Here is an 18,885-nt window from a genome sequence, read left to right as displayed (position 1 = left end):
TAGAAATAAACTTTAACTGTTGTTTCTCAAGTGATTTAACTTAGTGTTTGTAGATAATATATTTTAGTGTAAATAAATACGGGTCTGTAGCTCAGCTGGTTAGAGCGCACCCCTGATAAGGGTGAGGTCGGTAGTTCAAGTCTACTCAGACCCACCATTTTCTAGACATCGTAAGATGCTGGGAGTATAAAACATATTGGGGCCTTAGCTCAGCTGGGAGAGCACCTGCTTTGCACGCAGGGGGTCAGCGGTTCGATCCCGCTAGGCTCCACCAATATTTATTTGCATGAAGATAGAGATATTTAACAATTTAGTATAGAGATAGACTTAAGAAAATAAGTGCAAGTGGCGGATGCCTTGGCATTCAGAGGCGATGAAGGACGTGTTAATCTGCGATAAGCTTCGGTTAGGTGGTAAATGACCTATGATCCGGAGATTTCCGAATGGGGGAACCCAACCAGAGCAGTCTGGTTACCTACTCGATATAGAGTTAGGAGCGAACGAGGGGAACTGAAACATCTAAGTACCCTTAGGAAGAGAAATCAATTGAGATTCCCGTAGTAGTGGCGAGCGAAGTGGGAAGAGCCTGGTATGATATAGCTAGAATTATAGTAGAACAAGTTGGGAAGCTTGACGATAGAGGGTGATAGTCCCGTATACGAAATAATCTTAGTGGAACTAGACATACGAGCAAGTAGGACGGGGCACGAGAAACCTTGTCTGAATATGGGGGGACCATCCTCCAAGGCTAAATACTACTGAATGACCGATAGTGAACTAGTACCGTGAGGGAAAGGTGAAAAGAACCCTTATAAAGGGAGTGAAATAGAATCTGAAACCACTTGCATACAAGCAGTAGGAGCATAATTTAGTTATGTGACTGCGTACCTTTTGTATAATGGGTCAGCGAGTTACTTTTAGTAGCAAGGATAACTGAATAAGGGATCCGTAGCGAAAGCGAGTCTTAATAGGGCGTATAGTTGCTAGGAGTAGACCCGAAACCGGCGCGATCTATCCATGACCAGGTTGAAGGTTGGGTAATACCAACTGGAGGACCGAACCCACTAATGTTGCAAAATTACGGGATGAGTTGTGGATCGGAGTGAAAGGCTAATCAAGCACGGAGATAGCTGGTTCTCCCCGAAAACTATTTAGGTAGTGCCTCGTGTATAACTGATTGGGGTAAAGCACTGTTTCGACTAGGGGGGTTTTACGACCTTACCGACTCGATGCAAACTCAGAATACGATCAAGTTCAATCACGGGAGACACACTGCGGGTGCTAAGGTCCGTAGTGGAGAGGGAAACAGCCCAGACCGCCAACTAAGGTCCCCAAGTCATAGCTAAGTGGGAAACGAAGTGGGAAGGCCCAGACAGCCAGGAGGTTGGCTTAGAAGCAGCCATCCTTTAAAGAAAGCGTAATAGCTCACTGGTCGAGTCGGCCCGCACGGAAGATTTAACGGGGCTAAGCTATGCACCGAAGTTGCGGATATAGATAATATATGGTAGGGGAGCGTTCTGTAAGCCGATGAAGGTGTGTTGAGAAGCATGCTGGAGGTATCAGAAGTGCGAATGCTGACATGAGTAACGTAAAATAAGTGAGATTCTTATTGGCCGAATACCCAAGGATTCCTACGCAATGTTAATCAACGTAGGGTAAGCCGGCACCTAAGGCGTAGCTGAAGAGTGAAGTCGATGGAAAACAGGTTAATATTCCTGTGCTGCTTATATGAATGATGGAGGGACGGAGAAGGCTAGGTAGGCCCGGCGAATGGTTGTCCGGGTGAAAGTAAGTAGGTAGATACGCTAGGTAAATCCGGTGTATTGTTGATCTGAGATACGAGACGAAGTCAAACTTGTTTGACGAAGCTATTGATGCCATGCTTCCAGGAAAATCTTCTAAGTATATTGTATAGGTAACCGTACTGTAAACCGACACTGGTGGGTAGGTAGAGAATACTAAGGCTATGAGACAACTCTGGTGAAGGAACTAGGCAAAATAACACCGTAACTTTGGAAGAAGGTGTGCCCATGTTATGTGAAGGGACTTGCTCCTGGAGCAGAGATGGGTTGCAATTATCAGGTGGCTGCGACTGTTTATCAAAAACACAGCACTCTGCGAAATCGTAAGATGAAGTATAGGGTGTGACGCCTGCCCGGTGCTGGAAGGTTAATTGAAGTGGTTAGCGCAAGCGAAGCTGTGGATCGAAGCCCCAGTAAACGGCGGCCGTAACTATAACGGTCCTAAGGTAGCGAAATTCCTTGTCGGGTAAGTTCCGACCTGCACGAATGGCGTAACGATGGCCACACTGTCTCCACCAGAGACTCAGTGAAATTGAAATCGCAGTGAAGATGCTGTGTACCCGCGGTTAGACGGAAAGACCCCGTGAACCTTTACTACAGCTTTGCACTGGACTTTGAATATTTATGTGTAGGATAGGTGGGAGACTATGAAGACAAGTCGCTAGATTTGTTGGAGTCGACCTTGAAATACCACCCTTGACTATTTGAAGTTCTAACTCAGGAGAAATTCGAGGACAGTGTATGGTGGGTAGTTTGACTGGGGCGGTCTCCTCCCAAAGAGTAACGGAGGAGTACGAAGGTGCACTCGGCATGGTCGGAAATCATGCCAAGAGTATAAAGGCAAAAGTGCGCTTGACTGCGAGAGTGACGGCTCGAGCAGGTACGAAAGTAGGTCTTAGTGATCCGGTGGTCCTGTATGGAAAGGCCATCGCTCAACGGATAAAAGGTACTCCGGGGATAACAGGCTGATTCCTCCCAAGAGTTCATATCGACGGAGGAGTTTGGCACCTCGATGTCGGCTCATCACATCCTGGGGCTGAAGCAGGTCCCAAGGGTATGGCTGTTCGCCATTTAAAGTGGTACGCGAGCTGGGTTCAGAACGTCGTGAGACAGTTCGGTCCCTATCTGCCGTGGGCGTTGGATATTTGAGAAGAGTTGCTCCTAGTACGAGAGGACCGGAGTGAACGAACCACTGGTGTTCCGGTTGTTTCGCCAGAAGCATTGCCGGGTAGCTACGTTCGGAAGGGATAACCGCTGAAAGCATCTAAGCGGGAAGCCTCCTTCAAGATTAGATATCCCAGGTCTTAGACCTGTAAGGAACGTTGGAGACTACGACGTTGATAGGCTGGGTGTGGAAGTACAGCAATGTATGAAGCTTACCAGTACTAATGATCCGAGAGACTTAAGTCTATTTCTATGCTGAATTGTTAAATATCTTTATTGATATGCAATTAAACAGTAAAATACAAAACCAAAACATTAGAGATTAAAGTTTTGGCGATGATAGCTTGTAGGTACCACCTGATCCCATTCCGAACTCAGAAGTGAAACTATAACACGCCGATGATAGTTTAGCATTCGCTAGGTGAAAGTAGGTAGTCGCCATTTTATTCTATAATAAAAGACTCAACAACAATGAGCACATATTAAAAGCCCCGGTAGTGATCCTATCGGGGCTTTTTTTTTGTCTTAAAATATACCTATTAAGATCGTTCGCTTAGAGGATTGGTTGTCTTGGTTATTAATGCTTATTAATGCTTATTAATAAATATATTATCCAGCAATTTTCTATTATAATCTTTTGATGTTTATTTTATATGTCTTGTAAATTGTCTCTATTGAAAATATTTGATCAGAAAAGAATTCCTACTATGGAACTATCTGTAGAAGAAAGAAAAAAGATTTGGCTTAATAAATTTATTAAATCATATCTAGTGGTGTTTATAGGCTATCTCAGTATGTATATGATTCGAAAGAATTTTAATATTGCTCAGAATGATATGATTCATGATTATGGTCTTTCTTATACAGACTTGGGGTTAATTGGTTTAGGTTTTTCAATTACTTATGGTTTGGGTAAAACAATAACTACATATTATTTTGATGGTAAAAATACTAAGCAAGTTATACCATTTATGCTTATATTATCTGCAATATGTATGATTGGTTTTGGTCTAAGTCTTGGTAGTGGGACATATAGCTTATTTTTGATGATTAGTTTTTATGCTCTTAGTGGTTTTTTTCAAAGTTCAGGAGGTTCTTGTAGCTACTCAACTATCACTAAATGGACACCGAGAAAGAAAAGAGGCTTTTTCTTGGGTCTGTGGAATATGTCACATAATATTGGTGGGGCTTTAGCCGCAGGTGTGGCAATTTTTGGAGCTCAAATAGTTTTTAATGGTAATGTAGTTGGAATGTTTATTTTTCCATCTGTTCTTTGTTTGATTATTGGTTTTGTAGGGTTAACTATAGGGAGTGATTCACCAGAAGCTTATGGTTTAGGAACCGCTGAAGAACTTTTTGAAGAGCCTGAAAGTGAAGAAGATGCTTTTGTCAAAAGAGAAAAAATATCTAAATGGGAAATTTTTAAAAAATACATTATCTTTAATAAGGTGATTTGGATCTTATGTTTTGCTAATGTGTTTTTATATGTGGTGAGAATAGGTGTAGATCAGTGGTCACCTGTATATGCTCATGAAGTTCTAGGGTTCTCTACCGAAACATCAGCATGGAGTTATGCCTTATTTGAAGCAGGAGCATTAACAGGTACTTTGATGTGGGGTTTGCTGTCGGATTTAGTTAATGGCAGAAGAGGTGCCACTGCTATTGTATCACTAGTGGCAACAATCATTCTTTTATATATGTACCAATCAGCTACTAGTGAATTAGTATATATGGTCGTTTTATTTTTATTAGGGTTTTGTGTGTTTGGCCCACAATTACTAATAGGTGTCGCTGCTGTTGGGTTTGTTCCAAAGCAAGGAGTAGCAGTAGCAGATGGTATAAAAGGGACATTTGCTTATTTGCTGGGAGATAGTTTTGCTAAACTTGGACTTGGTATGCTAGCAGATGAAAAGATTAGTATCTTTGGTGCTACTGGGTGGAGTGGTACATTTACAGCTCTTTACGTGGCAGCTATTATTTGTTTTGTTTTGATGTTTTTTGTAGCTATTGCAGAAGAGAAAAAAATTAAAAAAAATAAAAAATATTACTTGGAAAGAGAGAGTTAGAGTACTCTGCAATCTTTATGTAAATATTTAATAATATATTGAGCTAAAAGCCTGAAATGTTTATAACGATTACGTGATAATTGGATATATTAGATGTTCTATCACAAAAAAATGGGTTCTGAAGCAATAAACATCTAATATCATTCTAGAGCTAAAATGAATATAGAAGGTATAATTTAGTATCCTTTTTAGTGTACTTTTAAGTATACTTATTCTTATGGTAATATAATTTATATATCGCAGTATGTTATTACAGAAAAATTTTTTTATAGTTTTTTTTATTTTTTTGATTAGTATTGCTAATAGTTTTGCTATAGATAGTTTAAATGATCCTTTCCAACAAAAAGTGAAACAGATTAATAGTTTTATTGATTATGTACACTTAGATGATGCTAAAAGTGAACAATCTTTAGATTATGAGCGAGATAGACTCTTAGATTATAAGAGCTATATTAGTGATGAAATATACCGTTTAGAGCTAAGTCTTAATAAGCTGGATAGGTTGTTAGAGTTTGTAGATCAGCGTTATCAAAACAACAAATATTCTGAATTTATTAATGATAGTGTTAAGACAAATGAAAAGTTTAATACGAGATTAAAAGATTACACAAAGCTTAGAGTCGTTATATTAAATGATCTTATTTTGGCTAAAGATACTGATATTAATATTGAGTATGCATTAGATGAAATATCTACACTCAGATCTTATTTGAGAAATGAGTTTAAGTTTGCTCAAAGCACAGTTTTATGGGAGTCGAAAAGTTGGGTTCATGCCTATAAAACTATTTCTAATAACTTTGTAAGTTTAGCTTTAGGTATAATCATTATTATGGTTACAGCCTTACTTTTTGTGTTTTTTAGAAAAATCTGCTCTATAGACGGGATTCTTTTAAAAAATAAAAAGTTAAGAGATAAAAAAAATCTTTATTGGACAGCCTTTAAGTGTGGAAAATTATATGATTTGATTTTAGGGATTATTATTTATCCTTTAACCATTATGCTTTTAGCAAGCATTTCTATGTATTTCGATTTAATCAATCAAGATGCTTTTTATAGTGTGTCGGTTTCTTTACAAATTATAGCTCTATACTGCTTTTTCATTTATATACTTTCAGTTTACGCTAGAGTCACTGTCAGCTCTAAGACAAAAGTTTACTTACTAACTTACTGTATACTTTTTGGTGTTTCAATGCATTTTTTCCTTTCAAACTTAGTAGATTTCTCTCCAGCATCAGTCGAGTTAACGCAGTTTGTAGGTGATTCATTAGTACCTGGTTTTGTGATGATGCTATTTATGCTTATTCCAGCAGGTATGTTTTTTTATCGTCTAGGTAAAGAACAATATATAAGTGGTTATAAGCCTAATAAGGTAATTACCTATGTTGTTAGGTATTTTATTATAGTATCTTTAGGTTCTTGTATTATTACGATGATATTAGGAGGTTACCCTAATCTAGGAATGTCTGTATCATTTGATTTATATCAGACTTTTTTCTGGGCTGCGCATATTTATGTGTTTTATAAAGTTGTGATAGTTTTATTGGATCTTGTTTTTTGTAAAAAAACAAAGATGGCTATTTTCCGTAGAACAGCTGAAAATATTATAGGAGATATTAAAAGAACAGGCTTTAGATATTGGGTTAAGAGTTTTGCAATTATAATAACAACCATTTTACTTATAGTGTTTACTCTACTTTCTTTTAATGTACTGCCTCAAAAACTATATGATATTTGGGAGATTTTCTTCTATGAGGGCGAGACTTTCCTTGGTGTCGATATTTTACCATTACAATCATTCTTAAAATCATTATCTGTTTTAGTAATTACATTTGTCTCTGCAAAAATAGTTATGTTATTTGCACAAAAAAGAGTGTATCCATATACAAACTGGGATCTGGGAACAAAAGAAGCAACAACATCTATTATTAAATATATTTTTGTAATTACAGGAATATTCTTATTTATTAAATCATTAGGTATAAGTAATACTACTATAGCGTTTATCGCTTCTGGCTTATCTGTTGGACTTGGTTTTGCAATGCAAGATTTGGTGAAAAACTTTTTTGCAGGACTTGTTATGCTTATTGAAAGACCTGTAAAGATTGGTGATTGGGTTAATGTTGAAAATGAAATAGGTGTCGTTAAGAGGATTAGTATACGAGCTACAGAGGTTTTAACTTTTAATAATAACTCTTTAATTATCCCTAACAATGTAATGATTACAAATGTTGTGTCAAATGAAACTTTGGATGCAACCTCAAGACTTGTTCTTGATATTAATGTTTCATATAAGCATAATCCTCAAGATGTTATAGATGTTTGTAGGAATGTAATTATAAATGATCGAAGAATATTTTTCACACCACCTCCTGAATTTATACTGCTAGAGTTGGGTGATTCTGCAATGACAATTTCAATTCGTGGGTATTGTCGCAGAGTTGATCGATTCTATATATTAAGTGACTTGCGTATTAGGATATTACAAGCTCTTAAAGATAATAGTATACAAATACAGTATACAAAAATGGATATTAGGGTTAATGATCTTAGAGATGATTCTGATAAGCTTGAGAATAACACATAGAAAGATATATAAATGTGAAACTTTTAGTAGTTTAATTTTTCCTTTTAAGATCGTATAAATCTTTACGCCTATCGCGTAGGTTCTTCACACTACCAAACTGGTTAAGTTCGCGTAATAAATGAATATCTACATCAGCAATTAGAATCATTTCAGTATTTGGGGTTGTTTCAGCTTTTATTCCTGTAGCGGGGAAGGCAAAGTCACATGGTGTAAATACCATCGATTGAGCATATTGAATATCCATGTTGTGCACATTCGGAAGGTTGCCAACACTACCTGCAATGGCTACATAGCATTCATTCTCTATAGCTCTTGCTTGAGCGCAATTTCTAACTCTTGAGAAGCCGTTTTGAGTATCTGTTAAAAATGGTACAAAAAGAATATCCATACCATCTTCAGCAAGTATTCTACTAAGTTCAGGAAATTCTGAATCATAACAAATTAGGATGCCAATCTTACCACAGTCAGTATCAAAGACCTCTAGTTTACTGCCTCCTTGAAGACCCCAGACCATAGCTTCATCAGGAGTTACATGTAGTTTTTCATATTTTTCAGTCGTGCCGTCTCTGCGACATAAGTAACCAACATTATAAAGGCGCTCATCTTTTATTTCTGGCATGCTTCCTGTTATGATGTTTATGTTGTAGGTAATAGCAAGCTCAGAGAATTTATCTGTAATTGTTTGAGTGTGTTTTGCTAGTTCTCTTATCGCATCAGGTTCAGATAGATGGTTATTCTCTGCCATTAAGGGAGCATTGAAAAATTCTGGGAATAATGCAAAATCAGATCTGTAGTTTGATACTGCTTTTACAAAATATTCAGCATGATGCATTAATTCATCTAAACTTTTATAGGGGCGCATTTGCCATTGAATTAAGCCTAAGCGGATGTCTTTCTTGATGATAGTTGGAATTTCAGTATGCTCTTCTTCATAGTAAATATTTGTCCACTTTAGAAGTACTGCGTAATCATTAGATTCACTATCATCCTCTAAATAAGATTTAATTATTTTAATTGGCTGAAAGTCATTACTTAGCTGAAAACGCAAAACAGGATCATGTATTTCCTGCCTTTTTAGTCTGCTTATGTATTCTTTTGGGCTCATTTCATCTGCATGATTATGATAGTTTGGTATTCGTCCACCAAATATGATGCTTTTAAGATTAAGCCTCTCACAGAGGTCTTTTCTGTAATCGTACAATCTACGTCCTAAACGCATACCTCTAAATTCTGGTTTGATAAATAAGTCGATGCCATATAGGACATCACCATCCTCTGTGTGAGTTTTAAAAGTGTTGTTACCAGTTATCTTTTTATAAGTATGTTTGTCACCAAACTTTTTATAATCTACTATGATTGAAAAAGCACAACCAGCAATTTGGTCATTAACCTTAATTACAGCCTGTCCTTCAGGAAATTTTTTAATTAATGAACTTATCTCACTTCTCTCCCAATAAGGGTCTTCGATGTTATAGACCTCAATCATTGCGGCCTTTAATTCTTGATAATCATCCATGCTTAAGTAATCTAAACTAATATTTTCTATGTTTTGCATACTTTATTTTAAATAGACATTTTCATTAGTATAAATTATAGCACGAGAGAGTTTTTTATTACTAGAGTCTATATTTTGATAAGTAGATAGTGGAATCAAGACCTTACTCTTTACCCTATTTCCTGTTATAATATTGTGATTAAATTTTGTCTATTTACTTTGTAAAATATTTAAAGGGTTATTTTGAATGAGAACATATTACAGTTCAGATATTAATGAAAAATTAGAAAATCAAAAAGTAACGGTTTGTGGTTGGGTGCATCGTCGTCGTGATCATGGTGGAGTTATCTTTTTAGATATAAGAGATAGAACTGGCTTGGTTCAGTTAGTTTTTAATCCAGATAATGCAAACTTTGCAATCGCAGATGGCGTAAGATCAGAGTTTGTAATTCAGGCAGAGGGTTTAGTGAATTTACGCCCAGCAGGTCAAGAAAACAATAATCTTGCAAGTGGTAAAGTTGAGATAATTGGTGACACTATACAAGTTATCAATAAATCAAAAACTATCCCGTTCCAGTTGGATGATTTCCAAGCTACTGGTGAAGATGTGAAGCTTAAGTATCGTTATATAGACTTGCGTCGCCCAGATATGCAAAAAAAACTTATTACCCGTTCAAAAGCAATCAGATATGTGCGTAATTTCCTAGATGATAATGGTTTTTTAGATATCGAGACTCCATTTCTTACAAAAGCTACGCCTGAAGGTGCTAGAGATTACTTAGTACCAAGTCGTAACTTCAATGGTAAGTTTTATGCGTTACCACAATCGCCACAGCTTTTTAAACAATTACTAATGGTTTCAGGCTTTGATAGATATTATCAAGTTGTAAAATGTTTCCGTGATGAAGATTTAAGAGCTGATAGACAGCCAGAATTTACACAAATAGATATCGAAGCTTCATTTATTGATGAAAAATACATCATGTCTACAATGGAGACTATGGTTGCAGGGCTTTTCAAAGAAACTATAGGTGTAGAATTTAACACGCCATTCCAAGTTATGAGTTTTGCTGATGTGATGGATAAATATGGTTCAGATAAGCCAGACCTTAGAATACCGCTTGAATTTGTAAATATCAAAGAAGATATGAAGAGTGAAGAGTTCAAGGTGTTCTCTGGACCAGCAAACGATGATGATTCTCGTGTAATTGCAATGAGAATACCAAATGGCAATGAAAAGCTTAGCCGTAAGAAAATAGATGAGTATACTAAATTTGTTGGTATTTATGGTGCTAGAGGCTTAGCATACATCAAGATTAATTCTCTATCGCAAGGTAAAGAAGGTTTACAGTCACCAATCGTGAAAAACATTTCAGAAGAAACACTTTTCAAAGTGATTGAGAAGACTGGTGCTAAAGAGGGTGATTTATTATTCTTTGGTGCAGCAAAAACTAAGATTGTTAATGACTCTATGGGTGCATTGCGTGCTAAGATTGGCGAAGACTTGGAGATTTTTGATAAAAAATGGGCTCCACTTTGGGTTGTTGATTTCCCAATGTTTGAAGAAGCTGATGGCAGATTATATGCAATGCATCATCCATTTACAGCTCCTAAAATAGATACAGTTGCAGATCTTGATAAAGATCCTAAAAACTTAGGCTCAAGAGCTTATGATATGGTTATAAATGGTTATGAAGTTGGTGGTGGATCTATTCGTATTCATCAACAAGATGTTCAAGCTAAAGTATTTAACCTTTTAGGTATATCTGATGAAGAAGCACAAGAGAAGTTTGGCTTTATGCTAGATGCTTTATCTTATGGTACGCCAATTCATGGCGGTATAGCATTTGGTGTAGATAGGCTTATTATGCTGCTTACAGGTACAACAAACATCCGTGATGTGATAGCATTTCCTAAAACTCAAACAGCTAGCTGCTTAATGACAGAAGCGCCTTCCAATGTTTCTTTAGAGCAGTTAAATGAGCTTGGCGTAGCTATAAAAAAAGCAGATAAAGAATAATTTCTATTTACTGGGTAATAAATCTAGTTACCCAACCTATATTTTATAAATAATTTCTCAAGAGGTATATTGTTATGATAACAACAAGATTTGCACCTAGTCCTACAGGTTTTTTACATGTTGGTGGTGTACGTACAGCTTTATTTAGCTTTCTTTATGCAAAGAAGAATAATGGCAAATTTATTTTAAGAATTGAAGATACTGATTTAGAGCGCTCAACTCAAGAAGCTGTTGATGCGATTTTAGACGGTATGGTTTGGCTTGGGTTAAAAAATGATGATCAAATATATTATCAAACTAAACGCTTTGATAGATATAAGGAAGTAATTGACCAACTTCTTGAAGAGGGTAAAGCTTACTACTGTGATTGTTCAAAAGAACGCCTTGATGAGTTGCGTGAAAAACAACAGGCGAGCAACCTTAAAACTGGTTATGATGGCAAGTGCAGAAACTCTGACTTTGTACCTAAAGAAGGTGAGAGTTTTGTTGTAAGATTCAAAAATCCTATCGACGGTATGGTAAGCTGGGATGATGCCGTAAAGGGTAGAATTACAATAGCAAACCAAGAGCTTGATGATATGATTATTCAAAGAGCAGACGGTTCACCAACATATAACTTTTGTGTAGTTGTTGATGATATGGATATGAAAATATCTCATGTTATCCGTGGTGATGATCATGTAAATAATACTCCTAAGCAAATAAATATTTATGAAGCATTAGGGGCAACAGTTCCTGTATTTGCTCATGTACCAATGATACTAGGCCCTGATGGAGCTAAATTATCCAAAAGACATGGTGCGGTAAACATTATGCAATACCGTGAAGATGGTTATTTACCTCAAGCAATGCTTAATTATCTTGTTAGGTTGGGGTGGTCTCATGGAGATAAAGAAATTTTTTCACTTGAAGAAATGATAAAAGATTTTGATCTTGAGCATATAAGTGGTTCACCATCTCGTTTTGATTTTGAGAAACTTAAATGGATTAATAAACACTATTTAGTTGATTCAAAAGTTGAAGATATCGCAGGGGAGTTAGAGTATCATTTTGCTAAGAAAGGTTTAGATATAGCAAACGGTCCAAAGCTTGAAGATTTGATGCCTATAATGGCAGAAAAAGCTGAAACAGTGGTTGAGCTAGTTGATAAGTCACATTATTTTTATAGTGAAGATGTTGAGTATGATGAAAAAGCGGTGAAGAAGCACATCAAAGCAGCAACAGGGGCAATATTTGTTAAGCTTTTAGAAAATATTCAAGAGTTGCCTACGGTAAACTGGAATGATGATGAAGTTTTGCATAATATTGTTAGTACTACAGCTGAGCAGTGTGAAGTTGGTATGGGTAAGGTTGGAATGCCTCTTAGAATCGCGGTAACAGGCTCAGGGCAGTCTCCAGATATTGGTGCTACACTTAGACTTTTAGGTAAACAAAAAACAATAGCTAGGATTCATAAAGCTATTAAGCATTTATGTGGTTTATAAAATAAATGTTAAAAAACTCTTGATCAGGTCTAAAAATCTTATAAACAGAAGTTTAGACCTAGATATTTATATACAAAACCTTTATATTTAATGTTAATTTTTAAAAATATTTAAGCTTGGGTTTTGACTTATTCAATTATTGCTAAAAAAGGTAGGCAATATGGGGTGGGAACTATTACCGCATCTGTTGCTGTAGGAGGTTTTGTTCATCATGCTTTACCAAATCGGATAGTTTCAGCTACACAAGGTTTCTATACCAATCACCTATATAGCTACTGGGCAGAAGATTTATTAAAAGATCAAAATGCAACACAGACTCTCAACAACATCATTGAAAAGGATCTCAATTCCGACAATCGTCAGTTTATTCTGATGGATAAACAAGGCAATACAGCTGGGTGGACAGGTAGATCTAATGATTCATTCTGTGGACATATTCTTAAAAAGAATTTAGCTGTTGCAGGAAATCGTCTTGTTAATAAGCAAGTCTTAGAAAGTATGATTTCTGCATATGAAAACTCTAAGAACAGTGATTTTGTCGAGCAAATTATAGGCTCTCTAGAAGCTGGATTATTAGCTGGTGGAGATAAGCAAGGAGCTGTTTCAATTGCTCTAAGAGTCGTTAGTGAAGATTTACCTCCTTGTGATCTAAGAGTTGATTATTCTGAAGTTAGCGTTATAGCAGATATTCGAAAGTTATATTCGTACTATATGGCAAATAGTTATCAAGAATTTGTAAGATCTATACCAACTATCAGTAATCCGTATAAAGCGGGATAAATAACATTTTTAAATAAAAAACTTAAAGAGAGGAAAAAATGAAAGTAAATTATAATGCTACGGATCTAAAAAAGTACTTTGATACAGCTGCGACTTTTAGCTCATCAGAAAGGGGGGTTACTCGCCTGTTTTGTAGCAAAGAGCACAAGCAAATCATTCCTATTATCGATAGTTGGATGCAAGAAGCAGGTTTAGAAACGCATCTAGATGCTTTAGGGAATGTTGTTGGCAGAAAACAAGGTAAAAAAACTTCTAAAACTTTAATCATAGGCTCACATCAAGATAGTGTTATTGAGGGTGGAAAATATGATGGAATATTAGGCGTACTTTTACCTTTATATGTGCTCAAGAAAATGCATGATGCAGGTATTGAGCTTGATTATAGTATTGAACTTATAGCTTTTGGTGATGAAGAAGGGATTCGTTTCCCAGAGACACTATTGGGTAGTAAAGCTTTAAATGGAGATGTGTCATTAGATGCTCTAACAAAGGCTACTGATAAAGATGGTATATCAATTTATGATGCTCTTAAATCAATCGGAGCTAATCCGGATGAGATTGAGAAGTGTAAGAGAGATAAAGAAGATGTTCTTGGTTTTTTTGAAGCTCATATTGAGCAAGGCCCAGTTCTGGAACAAAAAGGGCTTCCTGTGGGCGTGGTAACAGCTATTACTGGGATACAAAGATGCGCTGTAAATATTCAGGGCAAGGCAAACCATGCTGGGACAACACCTATGAATATGAGACAAGATGCTTTAGTAGTTGGTGCAGAGATTATTCGTTTTGCTGATAAGTTATTTAAATCAACTGAGGATTTAGTTGGTGTTGTTGGTGAATTAAATGTATCTCCTAATGCTGTTAATGTGATTCCTGATCATGTCGATATGACGATTGAAATACGCTCTCCACATAGTCATCTGAGAAAGGAAGCAATGGAAAAAATTGCTAACTTTTTTAAGAGTGTTGAACAAGAGTATAATGTGAAAATTTCGTATAGTAAAAACTATGAGATGGAAGGGCCATTCTGCGATAAGAAGATGCAAAATCAACTCCTTGATGCTATAAAAGAAGAAGGTGAAGTTCCTTTCTCATTATTTAGTGGAGCAGGTCATGATGGTTTAGCCATGATTAATCTTACACCAATTTCAATGCTATTTTTACGCTGTAAAGATGGTTTAAGCCATCATTTTGAAGAAGAAATTGACTATGATGATGCTATGGTAGCTGCGAGAGTTATGCAAAATTTTTTACAAAAGTTTGATTACTCATAGGAAGCAAGGTTATGAGTGATAAGGTTAGGCTTGAGTCAAGGTGGTATCACAAAATTAGTGATCCGATGGTTATAATATTTATTGTTATAATTTTGGCTTCGGTTTTGACATATATTGTTCCAGCAGGTGAGTTTTCAAAGGATGTAACTAATGGAGCAGCTGCAGTTGGTACTAAATTTTTTCATCATTTGCCTAATCACGGCATTAGCTTATTTGGTGTATTTGAGGCAATACCAAAAGGGTTGGAATCAGCATCAGAGTATTTATTTATAGTGTTTATTGCTGGAGGTTTATTTCATCTTCTTGATAGTTCTAAGGCATTAGAACATGCTATAGGTACTGCAGTTAAGCATATAGGTTTTAAGAGAAAGACACTATTAATATTTTCAGCTACTTATATTTATGGTATTTTTGGAATAACTGTTGGCTATGAGAATAACATAGCTTTGGTACCTGTTGCTTTGATAATATCGTCAGCCCTTGGTCTTTCAAGGGTTGTTGGTGTGTGCATAGCTATTGGTGGTATAGGCATGGGATTTGCCTTGTCTCCTATAAACCCATATACTGTTGGGGTTGCTCAGAAAATAGCTGGTTTACCGCTATTTTCAGGAGCAGGGTTAAGGGCTATTATGGTTATTGTAGCATTGACTATCTTAGGTTTTTATATAGCGAAATTTATAGCTCACAAAGAGGAGTGTCAAGAAGGAAAGGCACTTTTATCTAAGGATATAGAAGACTATCATATGAGCTTGAGAGATATACTGATTATCTTAGTTTTCACCCTAGGAATACTTGTTATAGCTGTTTGTTCAATTCTTTCTGGAATAACAAAACCTGACGGGCAACCAATGTTAGGTATACCTTGGTATATTAATCAGATTGCTGCGGTATTTTTGATTATATCTATGCTTGTTGCTGTTATTTGCAAGTATAGTCCTAATCAGTATGTGAAGCTTATGATGGAAGGAGCTGCAAAGGTTACTCCAGGGGCTTTAGTTATAGGTTTGGCTGCAGCAATTCAGGTAATTCTTAAAGAGGGTCAAATAATAGATTCAATTGTTTATTATTTGGGTGATTTACTTAGCTATATTCCAGCTTCTGTTTCTGCGATTTTAATGACACTAGTCCAAAGTGTTATAAACTTCTTTATACCTGGTGGGTCAGGTCAAGCATTAGCTACTATGCCTATTTTAATTCCTGTTGCAGATATGGTAGAGATGAAAAGACAACTTATGATATTAGCGTTTCAAGTTGGTGACGGTTTTACATATATGATATCCCCAACAGCAGGAGGAACTCTGGCGATGTTAGCTTTAGCTAAAGTTTCATATGTGAAATGGCTAAAAGCAATCCTCCCATTTATTATTTTTATGTACCTTGTATCTTGGTTTTTTATACTAATTGCTCATTATGTTAGTTGGTCGTAAGATAAAATGATAAAAATACTTTTAAATTGCTTGACTAGAAAATAAAAGGCAGTATAATAGTCAACATATCGTTAGAGATAGCGATTAGTCTTATGTCCCGTTCGTCTAGAGGCCTAGGACACCGCCCTTTCACGGCGGCAACAGGGGTTCAAATCCCCTACGGGATGCCAAATTTAAGCCTCATAGCTGAAAAGTTATGAGGCTTTTTTGTTTATAATGTGTGGTAAAAAACCTTTTTTGAGTTGTCGAAATAAATTTTTTAAAACCCAAAAAAATTAATATTTCAACATTAGCTTATAAAAATAAATTCACAGAATCGTTTAAAAACAAATAACCTTTCTCAGTTGGTTTGATAGAGCCTTTGTTTATTTCTAGTAAACCTTTTTGGACACCATTTTGAACACTAGATTCGATAAGGTTATATTCAGCAAAAGTTTGTTGATTAAAAAGCTCTAAGTTAAAACCTTTTTTAAGCCTTAGTGTATTAAGCATAAACTCATATTTTAGATCATTCTGGCATAGAGTTGATTGACCCTTCGTAGGGTTTTGAGCAGCTAGATATATTTTAGGATGCTTTTGCTTCCACGAACGATGAATTTTTTTTGTTTTAAGGTTTGTTATTTTACTGTGAGCACCAGCACCAATACCAATATAGTCACCAAAACTCCAGTAATTTGAGTTATGTATGGATCGTTTTTTATTTTTTGCATAAGCAGAAACTTCATATTGATCAAAGTCTGCTTTAGCTAATAAATCTTTGCCAAGCGTCTCAATACTCTCTAATGTATTTTCATCAGGTAGAGTTGGTGTTTTAACTGCAAACAAAGTGTTAGGTTCAATAGTTAGCTGATACCATGATATATGTGTTGGTTTCATTGCGATAGCTTGAGAAATATCAAAAACAGCATCTTCTACAGTTTGATTTGGTAAGCCATGCATAATATCAATATTGAAGTTATCAATCTTTGACTGATGAATTTCTTCTATAGTTGTATAGACATTTTGAGAGTTGTGGACGCGACCTAAAATCTCCAACTTTTCATCTTGGAAGCTTTGTACTCCAAGAGAGATGCGATTAATACCAATATCACTATAGCTAGCAATAGAGCCTCGTTCAACAGTGCCAGGATTCATCTCTAAAGTGATTTCGCAGTCTTTACTAAAGTTACTGTTAGCTTTAATATGATCGAGAACTTTACCAAGATATTCAGGCTTAAATAAAGATGGTGTACCGCCGCCAATAAAAATGCTTATAACTTCTCGATCTTGTAAGTCAGTTGTATGAAAGTCAAAATCTTCAATAAGTTTTTTATAGTAGTTTTCAGACAGATACTCTTCATCTTTAATAGCATGAGAGTTGAAGTCACAATAAGGGCATTTTTTGACACACCATGGGAAGTGGATGTAGATTCCTACAGTTTTTGAAACATCAAACATTTTAAGCCTTAAAGATTAAAAACTTACTAACAACAAATGTGTATACAGCAACTATTCCCATCGTTAGGAATAAAGCTACTAAGTATTGGATATGTAGTAGGTGTAAGAATATATAGTATATTGCTTCATTAAGTGCTAAACCTATCATTACATTTATAAAAAACTGAGTTGCGGCTTTTTTATGTGACTCTTGAGTTGTTGAAAATGTTAGGAACCTATGACCGAAATAGCTAACATTAAAAGCTATTAGGAAAGCAAAGAAATTAGCCACTAATGGCTTAAGTGAAGCAAACTCTACAAGAGCTAAGACTATTATAAAGTTTGTAATTGATGCTAATACTCCGATTATTAGAAAATAAAAGATCTGTTTTTTAATCATTGATGGTAGAGATTTTATTGAGTTATTTATATTATAGCTAATAGGATACGTTTTATAAGGATAATTAATGGAAATTACTGAAATAACAAAGCATCAATTGGGAATCACAGAGAAAGTAACTCGATCAGCATTATTTTTATCATTTGATATAAAAGATAAAGAAATGCTACAGTTTGGGCTAAAAATTCTACAAAAATTTGTAGATGGAAAAAATGTGGTTGCTGGGTTTGGTGGTGAACTTTTAAGTATGTTTAATATACCTAAAGGAGAAAACTTTGAAAGAACGAAGTTTAATTCTGAAAGAATGTCAGATTCTGATAGCTATGATTTAGTGTTATGGCTTAGAGGGAATGATAAAGGCGAGCTTTTTCACCAGGCATTAAATGTTAGAAAAGCACTACAAGATTTTTTCGAGCTTAAAAAATGTGTAACTAGTTTTACTTATCATGATAAATATGATTTATCTGGTTTTGAAGATGGTATTGAAAATCCTAAAGATGATGCTGTAATGCCTGCTGCGATAATTAGTGATGGGAATATGGAAGGTTCAAGCTTTTGGGTGCTTCAGCAATGGCAACATAATTTTGAATGGTTAAACAATGTATCTCAAGTTGAAAAAGAAGAGTGTATAGGTCGCTCTCTTGATGATTCACATCAGCTTGAAAACTTAAAGGATTTTGCTCATGTAAGTCGTTCTGCAAAAGAAAACTTCACGCCAGAGGCTGAGATCTTGCGTAAATCTATGCCATGGGCAGATGATAATCTTAATGGTGGGTTTATGTTTTCAGGGTTTGCGACATCATTTAGATCATTCAATTTACAAATGAATAATATGCTTGGTGGTAGTGACGGTATAGTTGATGGGGTGTTTAAGTTTTCTAAAATTATTGAAACAAGTTATTTGTGGTGTCCACCGTTTAAGAAAGGAAAATTGGATCTTAGCTTATTAAAAATATAGCGATTTTGAATAATTTTA

General features: G+C 35.6%; 11 protein-coding genes, 3 tRNA genes and 2 rRNA genes. 13 read left to right on the top strand and 3 right to left on the bottom strand.

All coding sequences use genetic code 11. The features are described from left to right. Positions 1 to 80 precede the first annotated feature (80 nt). From FLM55_RS05775 to FLM55_RS05750, 6 genes are all read left to right on the top strand, one after another. A tRNA-Ile gene (locus FLM55_RS05775) sits at positions 81 to 157 on the top strand. A gap of 41 nt (positions 158 to 198) precedes the next feature. Further along, positions 199 to 274: transfer RNA gene (locus FLM55_RS05770), tRNA-Ala, on the top strand. A gap of 51 nt (positions 275 to 325) precedes the next feature. After that, positions 326 to 3,212, top strand: a 23S ribosomal RNA gene (locus FLM55_RS05765). A gap of 83 nt (positions 3,213 to 3,295) precedes the next feature. Beyond that, positions 3,296 to 3,410, top strand: a 5S ribosomal RNA gene (gene rrf, locus FLM55_RS05760). Between the two features lie 209 nt (positions 3,411 to 3,619). Next, a complete protein-coding gene (gene uhpT, locus FLM55_RS05755; RefSeq protein ID WP_178948423.1) occupies positions 3,620 to 5,032 on the top strand; it encodes a hexose-6-phosphate:phosphate antiporter in 1,413 nt (470 codons plus the stop codon). A gap of 244 nt (positions 5,033 to 5,276) precedes the next feature. Then, the gene (locus FLM55_RS05750; RefSeq protein ID WP_178948422.1) at positions 5,277 to 7,616 is read left to right on the top strand and encodes a mechanosensitive ion channel family protein; all 2,340 of its coding nucleotides are present in this window, start codon (positions 5,277 to 5,279) and stop codon (positions 7,614 to 7,616) included. 31 nt (positions 7,617 to 7,647) lie between these two features. Here FLM55_RS05750 and FLM55_RS05745 read toward each other — a convergent pair whose 3' ends face one another. Then, positions 7,648 to 9,171 (bottom strand): bifunctional GNAT family N-acetyltransferase/carbon-nitrogen hydrolase family protein, encoded by a 1,524-nt coding sequence (locus tag FLM55_RS05745; protein ID WP_178948421.1) that lies wholly within the window; start codon positions 9,169 to 9,171, stop codon positions 7,648 to 7,650. Positions 9,172 to 9,358: 187 nt separating this feature from the next. On the opposite strand from FLM55_RS05745, the gene aspS reads away from it, so the two are divergent. From aspS to FLM55_RS05715, 6 genes are all read left to right on the top strand, one after another. Continuing rightward, on the top strand, positions 9,359 to 11,131 hold the full coding sequence (gene aspS, locus FLM55_RS05740; protein ID WP_178948420.1) for an aspartate--tRNA ligase: 1,773 nt from the start codon (positions 9,359 to 9,361) through the stop codon (positions 11,129 to 11,131). Between the two features lie 74 nt (positions 11,132 to 11,205). Next, positions 11,206 to 12,615 carry a glutamate--tRNA ligase gene (gene gltX / locus FLM55_RS05735; RefSeq protein ID WP_178948419.1) on the top strand — a complete coding sequence of 470 codons (1,410 nt, stop codon included), beginning with the start codon at positions 11,206 to 11,208 and terminating at the stop codon, positions 12,613 to 12,615. Between the two features lie 123 nt (positions 12,616 to 12,738). Beyond that, positions 12,739 to 13,395: a DUF1028 domain-containing protein gene (locus FLM55_RS05730; protein WP_178948418.1), complete on the top strand. Its 657-nt coding sequence runs from the start codon at positions 12,739 to 12,741 to the stop codon at positions 13,393 to 13,395. Positions 13,396 to 13,433: 38 nt separating this feature from the next. Beyond that, the gene (locus tag FLM55_RS05725) at positions 13,434 to 14,666 is read left to right on the top strand and encodes a M20 family metallo-hydrolase (RefSeq protein WP_178948417.1); all 1,233 of its coding nucleotides are present in this window, start codon (positions 13,434 to 13,436) and stop codon (positions 14,664 to 14,666) included. Between the two features lie 11 nt (positions 14,667 to 14,677). Further along, positions 14,678 to 16,093 (top strand): YfcC family protein, encoded by a 1,416-nt coding sequence (locus tag FLM55_RS05720; RefSeq protein ID WP_178948416.1) that lies wholly within the window; start codon positions 14,678 to 14,680, stop codon positions 16,091 to 16,093. Between the two features lie 94 nt (positions 16,094 to 16,187). Beyond that, positions 16,188 to 16,263, top strand: a tRNA-Glu gene (locus FLM55_RS05715). A gap of 124 nt (positions 16,264 to 16,387) precedes the next feature. Here the strand turns inward: FLM55_RS05715 and hemW are convergent. Next, entirely contained in the window at positions 16,388 to 17,530 is a 1,143-nt protein-coding gene (hemW, locus tag FLM55_RS05710; RefSeq protein ID WP_178948415.1) for a radical SAM family heme chaperone HemW, read from the bottom strand. Position 17,531: 1 nt separating this feature from the next. Further along, on the bottom strand, positions 17,532 to 17,909 hold the full coding sequence (locus tag FLM55_RS05705) for a GtrA family protein (RefSeq protein WP_178948414.1): 378 nt from the start codon (positions 17,907 to 17,909) through the stop codon (positions 17,532 to 17,534). 67 nt (positions 17,910 to 17,976) lie between these two features. Between FLM55_RS05705 and FLM55_RS05700 the strand changes: the two genes are divergently transcribed. Continuing rightward, positions 17,977 to 18,867, top strand: a complete 891-nt coding sequence (locus FLM55_RS05700; protein WP_178948413.1) for a Dyp-type peroxidase — start codon at positions 17,977 to 17,979, stop codon at positions 18,865 to 18,867. Positions 18,868 to 18,885: the final 18 nt, after the last annotated feature.

The sequence above is a fragment of the Francisella sp. Scap27 genome, assembly GCF_013394105.1.
Lineage (GTDB): Bacteria > Pseudomonadota > Gammaproteobacteria > Francisellales > Francisellaceae > Francisella > Francisella adeliensis.
This window is presented reverse-complemented; position numbering and strand designations above follow the sequence as displayed.